This is a genomic window from Deltaproteobacteria bacterium, from assembly GCA_016930875.1.
Lineage (GTDB): Bacteria > Desulfobacterota > Desulfobacteria > Desulfobacterales.
Map to the genome: position 1 here is coordinate 1 of JAFGFW010000138.1, position 9,553 is coordinate 9,553.

Below are 9,553 nucleotides of genomic sequence, written 5' to 3' on the forward strand. Positions count from 1 at the left end.
CAAAATTCAACAGCTTTAATAGCCTCTTCTATTTTTTCAAGTGCTGCATCGGTAAGGCTACGCTGGTGGCGCTTGCTTCGCATTTTCGTTTCCATCCCTACTCAGAGGAGGGCCTTTGCCTGCAAGGTGGTAGTTATTCTCCACCACTACTGTTTTTTTCGCTGAAACCCGTTTTTCCAGATCTGCGCCTTGCGCTTGGCATCGCCATATTTTCCAAATCCACCGCCCGTGGCACTTCCTTGAAAATCGTGCATCAGACTTTTTCAACAAATTCAATAACGGCCCCAAAGTTTCACAAAGTCTCACTTGAGCTCGCCATTTAGCCATTCGAGGTAGTCATCGCTGCCGGAGACAATGGGCAAAGCGATTATTTCCGGCGTCTCATAAGGGTGGAGAAGCTTGATTGCTTTCTCAACTTTGCCGTAAAGGCTCTTTTTACTCTTTATGAGGCACTGCCATTCTTCGGCAGTCTCTACGTTGTCCTTCCACCAATAGGTGCTGACAATCGGCCCGACAAGCTGAACGCAGGCAGCCAATCTTTTTTCTACCAAGGCTTTAGCAATTTTTTTGCCGTCTTCTCTTGTCTCGGTTGTCGTAACCACCTGGACGTATGTTTCCATCCTGCCCCCCTCTTCTCCTACTCCCGCACATCATTTTCGGACACAGCGCAAGCGAAATTTGTCAAATCAAAAAATCTGACCCTACGCCTAAGTCTGTCAAGAATGAAGACCTCCCCCCTTCCCCTTTCAAAACGCTTTATAAATCCGCGCAAGGGCTGGATCATTCCATTTGCACAACATTGGCAGATCTTGAGGGGAGCTTGAGGTACGTACATATGAACCGCTCGAAGAAATTTTGGTTTGGGCAACAGCCCCTTGAGATCTGACCCCCATGATTTTCGGCGCCACTACCACCACCACGGATGGAAGGGATCGTAGGGGCGCCACGGGCGGTGCCAGTAGGGATAGTACGGATCGTACGGTCTCGCATAACGGGCCTCTTTGGACCAAAGATGAAGCTCTATGGACTCTATCAGAGGATAGGGATAGGTGGTGTTTCCCAGTTGCCTGGAGAGGGTTCCCTGCACCGTACCGCCCACGGTGAGTTTCCGGTCCTTGCTGAAAACCTCCGGATCCAGAAAATCTCTCGTTTGGACCAGAAAGCGCCCCTCGGACAGGTCCTGCGACTTGGGTCTGTTCTGGAAATCGAGCGGTGCCTGCAAAATGACCAGCAGTGTCCTGTTCGGCTCATTGATGGTCTCGATGATATAGCCTCCCAGGATGACACGCTGTCCCTTGTACGCCTCCGTATCCTTTAGCAGGGCCTTGAAAGGTGTGGGTATCGCCTCGGCACGGAATTGCCTGGAAGGCACCGTGGCGCAACCGGTCAGACAACCGGCAACGAGAAACGAAACCAAGACGGCAAGTGCAACTTTTTGGATTCCACCAAAAGACATGAGCTCCCTCCGGAAAACGGGTTCTCCGACAGGCCGGCGCCGGGGCCTAAAATGACGTGCCGACCCCGATGCCGAAGTGGAATTGGGGCGATCTCCCTTGCCGGCCGCGCCAAGACGTGATCTCGAGGATCTCCACGACCGCATGGTCGTAGGCAAAGCTGCCGATAAGCCGGGATTCACCGCCGGTCACCGTGCCCACAACCGTGACCAGGGTCCCTTTTTCGTAGAGCGCGGGATCAAGGAACCCGGTTGATCGGAGCAAGAAACGCCCTTCCGTCCGGTCCCCGTCTTCGGGTCGCCCTCGCCCGTCAAGGGGCAGTTGCAGGACGGTCATCTCCGAAGTGGGTTGACCGCCTTGCGTTTCGATGACCCTGCCTCCCAGCATGACCACCTCGCCCCGGTGCCGGTCGATATCCACCTGCAGGGCCGAAAACGATCCGTGGTACGTGACCTGCGAGCGGGCGTGCCCGGAGATGCCGCTCGCACACCCGACCATGGTCGGAACAAGGCAGAAGAGAAACAATCGTCCTGTCCAGCTCACCGCCGATACCCCCTTTTTCGCAGTTTGACACCAAGATCACCGAAACGCGTCATTTATGAACGCAAACCCGGCTATCATTCCTGGACATCTCTACTCCTTCAAAGTGCCCTAACATAGCCAAAATCGGAAAACAAGTTTCAATCCTTGTTTTAGTGGATGTCTGCTCATTTGATTTTTTGACCGCCTGAGGAGTAAGTCAACATAGCCTGCCCTGTGAAATCATGTTTGCTTTTATTTAACTGGGGCCAATAACGTCCCGTATCTTCCCCCGTATCTTCCCCCAGTCAAAGCCTCATCCCCTAGCCTATGCCGGTTTATCCCGGCGCTTTCTAAACGTCCCGGTTCCGCCCACGCCGCACATTTTCCGGAAATAAATGGGTGTTCTCTTTCCCCTAAATTGTCAAATATCCATCAGGGCTCAGGCTAGTTGCCAACATCACCATATTGATGTCACGATGCTCTGTCCAGCTAGTGACTTCTCTGCTTGTGGGTTCAAGCCAAAAGTTTTCAATGACTTCAATCAAGGCCGTATACCCCGCCAGGGTTTCACTCAGCGTGCGCAGGTGTCGATTGTTATTGAAAAGGCCTGGATTTTCTTCAATCAATTCCTGCAACTTGTCAACAGCCCGTAAACCAATCGACAATCCCAGCTCACGAAATGCAAAACGGTATTCAGCGGGAAGCTTCAAGGAATTGTTTCTCGTGTAGGATTCCAGGCCCAGCAGGGAGAAATTCAATAAAATCTCCAGCAGATCGGTTTGTTCAAAATTTTCATTAGTGACCAATCGCGCCACTCTGAAGGAGTCACACAATAGACCTCCGAGACCAAGCGGGTCATCTGTGGCCCAGCTTTTTCCCTCACAAATAGTGGCCATGTCGGTGATCTCCGCTTTGAGATCCGGCCACTCGGAGTTTTCAAAATGTTTAGCACCGCTCGCCTGAAGCTGTTGGTACGTAATGAATCCATCGAGGGGGTCGTGATGTCCCATGGATTCTACGAGAGGATAGGAGAGGTCTATGCTCATTTTCCAGTACATGCGTTTCTGACCGCCTGACAATGGAACATAGGTAAACGTGTCATGGGCCGTTTTCGCAAGCTCAATCGCCAACCTAGTGTAGGTTTCATCCCCGGTGACCCGGCTTACACGATTGAGAGCGTGCATCCATTTCGTCAGGTAATGATAGTACTGCCCGTCCCGATCCCACTCCAAACGTTCGTCAAAGGGATCAGCAGACCTCCGTTCGTTCATCTGTTTACCGATCCTCAACCCTCCTTTTGTAGGATGAATTTTACCCTCCTTCTCGTCAAGGCCGCTGATCCAGCCGGTCCGGGGGTCGTCTTCACGGTGTCGTCCGAGTATGTTATGAACCTGATCGACAAGGCGCAATGCAAGGTTCTTGTATTTTTCATCAGTTGTTTGACGATAAAGCTCCAGGAAGTTGCACACGGCAAAAGCGTCCGTCCATAAGTAGCGCCGTGGGACCTTCGTGGCCGGTGAAAGTCCGGTCTGATTGGCAAATTCCGTCATGATTTCCAGGACCATAGACCTGGAGGCGTTTTGTTTCATATTTGTGAACAAGTCAAATCTGCTCTCTGTTGATGTAGTTCGATGTCCTAGCTCAAAACTGTAAAACTAAAGGGAGTCCCCAAGATTTTTTCTAACATCACTTCTCTAACAGATCTACGATAAAGATCGAAAAAAGAATCCTGATCCAGATGCTTAAAATATTTCTTAACAAGGTTCTTCAAAGAATCAGGTTCGCCTATATATATCCAGTCATCAATTGAGCCTAAAAAACAGTACCGCTCCGCAATGAAGGTCCTCCTTGTCTCACTCTCAAGAGTAAATCTCACAATTGAACCGTAATCTACAGCAATATTAATGAACTGGCATTTGGGGTTTCCTTTATTTTCCTCATTATCACACCTAGATCTATACGAGTTTAATCGAAGCAATTGCGTAACTGGGGGCCTATGCTTTTATGCAAATCTCTGTCTATCCTGCCTTATTCCACAGATGAAAGTGTTCTGAGCACAAACCTCCTTCATTTTGCAACTCAGCTCTGGCCTGACTGGCAGGGAAACTTGCGGGCAAACCATAAAATCATAGGCGTCTCCATAGTCGTCCCTGAGGCAACAATTATCAACTCGTTGATCGACTTTCTTAGTTTCTTAAGGATGTCCCGATTGAATAAAGCTTGCCGTTTATATGCTTTCTTGTTTTCCAATATCCGCTGTCTCCCGGCGTGATCTTACAGCGACATCTGCATATAAGGCACTGCATCCGCTGGTCTTCTAATGGTTGACAAAGCACAGTCTGGTGCATCGTTTTCACGAAAGACCCAGTATTTCCTTCAGTCGCTTGGCATTCTTAACCGCATGTCCTTCAAAGTCATTGTCAAAATAGAGGTACGTATCCTTCTCCCATTCGTCGATCTTTTGGGCCCAAGTCTGAAGCTCTCCTTCTGAATAGTCAGAGGCGTAAAGCTTCTTGGAGCCATGTAGGCGGACGTAGACAAAATCTCCAGTTACGACTTCATGGTAAGGATATCTGCCCGCCGTATCTGCAATGCAGAAGGCAATGTTGTGCTTTTTTAGGATAGCAAAAAGCCGGTCGGTGATCCAGGAAGGGTGCCGTACCTCCAGGGCATGGAGCAAAGATGGGTTCAAGGATCGACAAAAGTGCTCAAACTCATTTTCATCAAAGGAAAGACTTGGCGGCAGCTGAAAGAGAATAGGCCCCTGTTTTTCTTTGAGGCCGGATGCAGCCGTATAGAATCGCTCCAAAGGCTCCCCCGGCTCTTTCAGGCGCTTTATGTGGGTAATATATTTATTGGCCTTTAGCGCCCAAAGGAAACGCTCAGGTGTCCGGGTCTTCCAGTTTTCGAAGGTCTTGACAAGGGGAAGCCGGTAAAAGGAGGAATTGAGCTCTACCGTGTCAAAATGTTGGGTATAGTATTCCAGCCATCTTGATTTGGGCCAGTCTTCAGGATAGAATAGTTTTATCCAGTGCGTGTAGGTCCAACCTGATGTGCCGATTCTTATTTGTTGTTCCATTGGGCTATTTTATGAGTGGCTGAAGGTCCAGTCAATATCGCATTTTTTGTCCTTGACCGCACAAAAAAAAGAACCGACGGATTACAACGATATATCAATGAAACCGTGTTCTTGAAGCTGGATTCTTTTTGTGCTTTCATTAGCTTAGCGGCGTTCGCCTTGAAAAGAGGCGTAATTGGCTCTCTTTGTGTTTCCATTTCTTGAAATAGCGTTTTTGATATGTCTGAAAGGAAAAAGACCACTTGCAGGCTGAAGAAACAGGGGTTTGCCCCCGGAAGCTGCCGGGTCAAGGTGCACGATAAATACGAACTGGCTTGCCAGGCGACCTTGAAACCGGAAGACGGTTCTTGGCATCGGCTTATCACGTCTATTCATCTATCCCGCCCCGAAAACTATCTTTCCATCTATCAATCCGGATGCAACTTTTCCTGTCGCAAGTGTCATTCATGGTACTTTAGCAAGGTAAAGGACGGCACATGGTACAGTCCGAAAGATATCCTGGCTAAAGCAGTAGAATACGAAAAGATGGTCACCCTCTGGGAGCCAAGAGACAAAGCCACGTCCTGGCATGCGCACGATACTTGCAGGTGCTGCGGAAGCTGTGTGCTCCATGGAAAAAAATCAATTAATTGCCCAGGAATACTGGATGCAAAATCGGTGGTTTTGAGCCCTCAGGGATTTGGCCCGGCCCGGAACATCGTCGCCTTTACCGGGGGAGACGTCACCTGCTGCCCAAAGAGATAACAAAACGAGGGTTCGTGCTGGAGGTCCTTTCCCTGTTGATTCCACGCCTGGTTGAAGCAGATCAACTGGAAAAAATTGCCCTAACTCTAAAGACTGTGGACAGGGGAATCCCTTTTACCATCCTCGCCTTTTTCCCTGAACACAACATGAAGGATTTCAGAAGCCCCACTGTAGAAGAAATGGTACGGGCCTATGAAGCCGTAAAGTCTATTGGCCTGACAAATATCCGCCTGGGTAATGTGGGGGTCTGTGCACGCACTGAAAAAGACAGGAAATACCTCGTGGCGCATGTTGATAGTAGTGCCTTTTGACACGATTTAGGCCAATTGGGGCATATCGAAAATCGAAGTTCGGCAATGTCCTTATTAGAAACCCTCATTTCTCTCAGCTGCTTTTAGCTTGTGGCACTCATAAGCTCTGCAATACAGTGGCCGATAAGGATAAATACTGCACCCCTCACCGGGCTCTAAATACCAGCACCCCTTGCAAAACTTTTGGCAGCTAATGCAAAATTGCTGTTTTTCGGTGGGATTATGTTTAATGCACAAAGATTTATTGGAAAAAACGTCTTGATGACAGCTCAAAGGAATTATTGTTTGGGCAACAGCCCGTGTAGACTTAACAACTTTGTTTCCGATATCCTATCACTAAATCCATTTCACAATTTCATCCGTTTGAACCCTGTCAGTTCTGAATGCGTTAACTGGTGATTCCATATCAGGATATCCAATTGAAATACCAAGAACGAGGCGTTTTGTTTCAGCAATGGAAAGAAACTTCTTTATGTCCTGAGCATAATCGGTTGCAAACGCTTGGGGAACAGTACCGAGGCCGTTGGCATGTGCGGAAAGCATTAAACTCTGGGCGAACAATCCCAAGTCAAACAGGGACCATGGAGTCAGCGAGGCATCCTGGAATAGATAGATGGCATGCGGTGCACCATAGAAACTGAAATTTGCTTTCTTTGCTTTTATTAAATTTTCAGGATCATTCATATCGATGCCAGTAGCCGCAGAACGCATTTTGAGAAGATGATCAATTCTTGCAGCCTCAGCCGCCGGCCATGATTCCGGGGTCGGCAGATCAGGACATGGCTTTCTGCCATTTTCCAGAAGTCCGATCAGCATGTTTGATAGCGCCTCTTTTTTATCACCTGAGAGTATTACGGCTTCCCATGGTTGGCTGTTTTTATATGAAGGGCTCCATTTGGCAATATTGATTACGTCCAAGAGCACCTCCTTTGGAACAGGTTCAGATCTGAATTTGCGTATGCTCATCCTTGTTTTGATACACTCAATAGCGTCCATTGTTACCCCCTCCTTTACTACTTATCTCATCAATTGACATTCAAGTTCTTTGACGCTTTTTTCCAGTTCTCTTATTCTTTGTTGATAGGTAAGGGCTATGGCAATCCCGGCCGGCAGAAGATGAAAAAATCCAGGAACCAGGGCCTTTCCTGCAATGCGCAATTTCTGGCCTGATTGAGCGCCTGGTTTGATATTAAGACTGAATATCCAATGAGTTCGTTTTGGTCATTGTGTCATTATGGTATTCGAATTTGTTTCGAATTTCGAGTTTCGATATTCGGATTTTGCCTGAACAGGACTTTTCGTTCAGGCACTAGTTAGGCCACAAATACCTCGCCTCCCCGAACCCAAGCTATGGTGCGGCCCGGGAGTTCGAAGTACTGTTTCATGGCCTTGGCAATTGTAAGCTCCGTGGTCTGACAGCCCATCTGTTCACAGAACTGTGTCAATGCCGCTTTGGCTGTCTGAAAAACATAGTACCGATGAGTATAACCAGTGAATTCAACTTCACGCCTCCTCGCCATGACGCCTTCTTTGCACTTGCGAGCGTCCAATGAATGCAAAGCCCGGCACGCAAAAGGGCGCACATCATACACAGAGCATTTCCCGCTTGCCAGAAAGATACACGGGGTATCGTGAAGGACCTTTGCTCTTTCTTCAACGCCTCTTCCGTCTCTAAGGCGAAGGGTCCTGTCGATCTTTTTCATCAAGCCCGCCACCGCACCTTCAGAAAATGTCTGTTTGACGTGGTTTCCAAGAAGCAAGGCCTCTGCCGGAGTTAACACAACCTCATAACAGCAGCAGTAGTAACACCCGACCTTGCACGCTACTGGTTCGGCCAACGGTTCTTTTGATTCATAGTCTTCAATGATCTGATCTGCAAAGCGAAATGCCTGTGAGACCAGTGCAAGGGCACCCTCCCTGGTCCTGCCCCCCTGCATTGCTCTGGCGGCCAGTTCACTGATAGTCCCAAAAAGGACGTCATGGCCCTTGCCCGGTGCTTTGTCATCAAGAGTCTGTTCGATGCCGAGATTGTGTGTTTCCGAGTAGTCGCTCATTCCTTATCTCATCGACGTCCCGCTAGTTCCCTACCTTCCTCATTCGCATTTTGTCAAATGTGTAGGTCTTGCCGTGAGGCTTCCCCGAGGCTTCCCAAAAATTGCCATTCCAAGACCTTATTTGGGATAAATTATGAGCGTTTCGAACTAGTTAGCATGCCCCGACTCTATCAGCTATCAGCTTCAAGCAACCTCTCAAATTCAAGCCCCGGCCCGATGCATCGCCATCCTTCTTTCTTCAACTGGGTTCCGGTTGTCTTGAAGTCAACACCTTCCAGCTCTTTCAAAACATGAGCACGCTCTCGCTCATCGACCCAAAAGGAAACCGCTTTGCCTGCCTTTGTGAGCAGGATGTAGCGGCCGCTTGTATGCTGAAACACGCGCTGATTTTTTAGCTTGTCCTTGTTCTTTTCTGTCATCCGTCTTTTCCCAAATAGGCATCGTCATATTTTCCAAATCTACCGCTCATGGACACTCGCCTGAAGATCTCGCATCAGAGTAATTCAACATAGCCTGCCCTGTGAAATCATGTTTGCTTTTATTTAACTGGGGTCAATAACGTCCCGTATCTCCCCCGTAAAACTAAAGACCATCCCCAAGCTCAAGCTTCATAAAACCCTAACAAGCGAGCAGCCTCATCCCAACGGAATGGCAGGGGAAGCTAATGAATCACCGACAACAACCGGGCAAAAAACTCTGGCGAGTCTCTGTTATTTTCAGTTACGCCTACTACCAAGACATCGTCACGGGCCTTGATTTTTTCTATGAATTTGTCTCCTTTTTGAGCAATAGAGCCGATCACAGGGTGCTGTGCATCGAGAACCTTGACCAATGTCTCTCTGAACAGCGAAGAGAAACACTCCATCTTTCCCACTTCATCAACCACGACAACTTCATCAGGCTCAGAGGGCGTCATCGATGGAACCGCAATATGTTCAATGTCGTGAAGGCTCACGCCATATTTGCCCACCTTGAAACGGCTCTTTATGTTTTGGTGGGCAAGCACACCCTTTTTGCCATCAAGGGTAGTTATGGAAAATCCAGTCCTCCTGCCCTTTTCTCTCATCTCACGGGTGAAAAACCCAGTCGCTGGCCTCTTGATCCGCCTCGCCATCTTCTCGATCAGGGTCGATTTGCCACATCGAGGGGGGCCGGTCAAAAAAATGCTCTTGGCTTTCACTTGGATTCTTTAAAGATATTTTTTCTTCTTAGGTCTATTCTGGTGTCTGCCTTGCGCTTGGCATCGCCATATTATCCCTAATGTTGCAAAAGTCGAGGATGCCGCAGATCCAAGACGTCGAGGGTGAAGCTGTAGTAGTTTACCGCGAACCCTTGACAACGCAGGAGATGCGGTATCATCGGCTTTCCCGAAGGGTAAACAACATGGCA

General features: G+C 48.6%; 9 protein-coding genes and 1 pseudogene. 1 reads left to right on the forward strand and 9 read right to left on the reverse strand.

Annotated elements, in window-relative coordinates; genetic code table 11:
* Window positions 1-302: 302 nt before the first annotated feature.
* From JW883_12290 to JW883_12310, 5 genes are all read right to left on the reverse strand, one after another.
* Entirely contained in the window at window positions 303-620 is a 318-nt protein-coding gene (locus JW883_12290; protein MBN1843044.1) for a divalent-cation tolerance protein CutA, read from the reverse strand.
* Between the two features lie 287 nt (window positions 621-907).
* On the reverse strand, window positions 908-1,456 hold the full coding sequence (locus JW883_12295; GenBank protein MBN1843045.1) for a Slp family lipoprotein: 549 nt from the start codon (window positions 1,454-1,456) through the stop codon (window positions 908-910).
* 46 nt (window positions 1,457-1,502) lie between these two features.
* The gene (locus tag JW883_12300) at window positions 1,503-1,997 is read right to left on the reverse strand and encodes a Slp family lipoprotein (protein ID MBN1843046.1); all 495 of its coding nucleotides are present in this window, start codon (window positions 1,995-1,997) and stop codon (window positions 1,503-1,505) included.
* Between the two features lie 392 nt (window positions 1,998-2,389).
* Window positions 2,390-3,565: a hypothetical protein gene (locus JW883_12305; GenBank protein ID MBN1843047.1), complete on the reverse strand. Its 1,176-nt coding sequence runs from the start codon at window positions 3,563-3,565 to the stop codon at window positions 2,390-2,392.
* 764 nt (window positions 3,566-4,329) lie between these two features.
* Window positions 4,330-5,055 (reverse strand): DUF72 domain-containing protein, encoded by a 726-nt coding sequence (locus JW883_12310; protein ID MBN1843048.1) that lies wholly within the window; start codon window positions 5,053-5,055, stop codon window positions 4,330-4,332.
* A gap of 219 nt (window positions 5,056-5,274) precedes the next feature.
* On the opposite strand from JW883_12310, the pseudogene JW883_12315 reads away from it, so the two are divergent.
* Window positions 5,275-6,110, forward strand: a pseudogene (locus JW883_12315) (radical SAM protein).
* A gap of 336 nt (window positions 6,111-6,446) precedes the next feature.
* On the opposite strand, the gene JW883_12320 reads toward JW883_12315, so the two are convergent.
* The 4 genes from JW883_12320 to JW883_12335 form a co-directional block, all read right to left on the reverse strand.
* Window positions 6,447-7,106, reverse strand: coding sequence for a nitroreductase (locus JW883_12320; protein MBN1843049.1), 660 nt, complete (start codon window positions 7,104-7,106; stop codon window positions 6,447-6,449).
* Window positions 7,107-7,423: 317 nt separating this feature from the next.
* Window positions 7,424-8,164 (reverse strand): YkgJ family cysteine cluster protein, encoded by a 741-nt coding sequence (locus tag JW883_12325; protein MBN1843050.1) that lies wholly within the window; start codon window positions 8,162-8,164, stop codon window positions 7,424-7,426.
* A gap of 170 nt (window positions 8,165-8,334) precedes the next feature.
* Window positions 8,335-8,583, reverse strand: a complete 249-nt coding sequence (locus tag JW883_12330; protein MBN1843051.1) for a hypothetical protein — start codon at window positions 8,581-8,583, stop codon at window positions 8,335-8,337.
* A gap of 242 nt (window positions 8,584-8,825) precedes the next feature.
* A complete protein-coding gene (locus tag JW883_12335; protein MBN1843052.1) occupies window positions 8,826-9,344 on the reverse strand; it encodes an AAA family ATPase in 519 nt (172 codons plus the stop codon).
* Between the last annotated feature and the right edge of the window lie 209 nt (window positions 9,345-9,553).

Excerpts from the sequence above, each read along its gene's own strand:
- JW883_12290 (MBN1843044.1), bottom strand. The coding sequence starts at position 620 with ATGGAAACATACGTCCAGGTGGTTACGACAACCGAGACAAGAGAAGAC.
- JW883_12295 (MBN1843045.1), bottom strand. The coding sequence starts at position 1,456 with ATGTCTTTTGGTGGAATCCAAAAAGTTGCACTTGCCGTCTTGGTTTCG.
- JW883_12305 (MBN1843047.1), bottom strand. The coding sequence starts at position 3,565 with ATGAAACAAAACGCCTCCAGGTCTATGGTCCTGGAAATCATGACGGAA.
- JW883_12310 (MBN1843048.1), bottom strand. The coding sequence starts at position 5,055 with ATGGAACAACAAATAAGAATCGGCACATCAGGTTGGACCTACACGCAC.
- JW883_12320 (MBN1843049.1), bottom strand. The coding sequence starts at position 7,106 with ATGGACGCTATTGAGTGTATCAAAACAAGGATGAGCATACGCAAATTC.
- JW883_12325 (MBN1843050.1), bottom strand. The coding sequence starts at position 8,164 with ATGAGCGACTACTCGGAAACACACAATCTCGGCATCGAACAGACTCTT.
- JW883_12330 (MBN1843051.1), bottom strand. The coding sequence starts at position 8,583 with ATGACAGAAAAGAACAAGGACAAGCTAAAAAATCAGCGCGTGTTTCAG.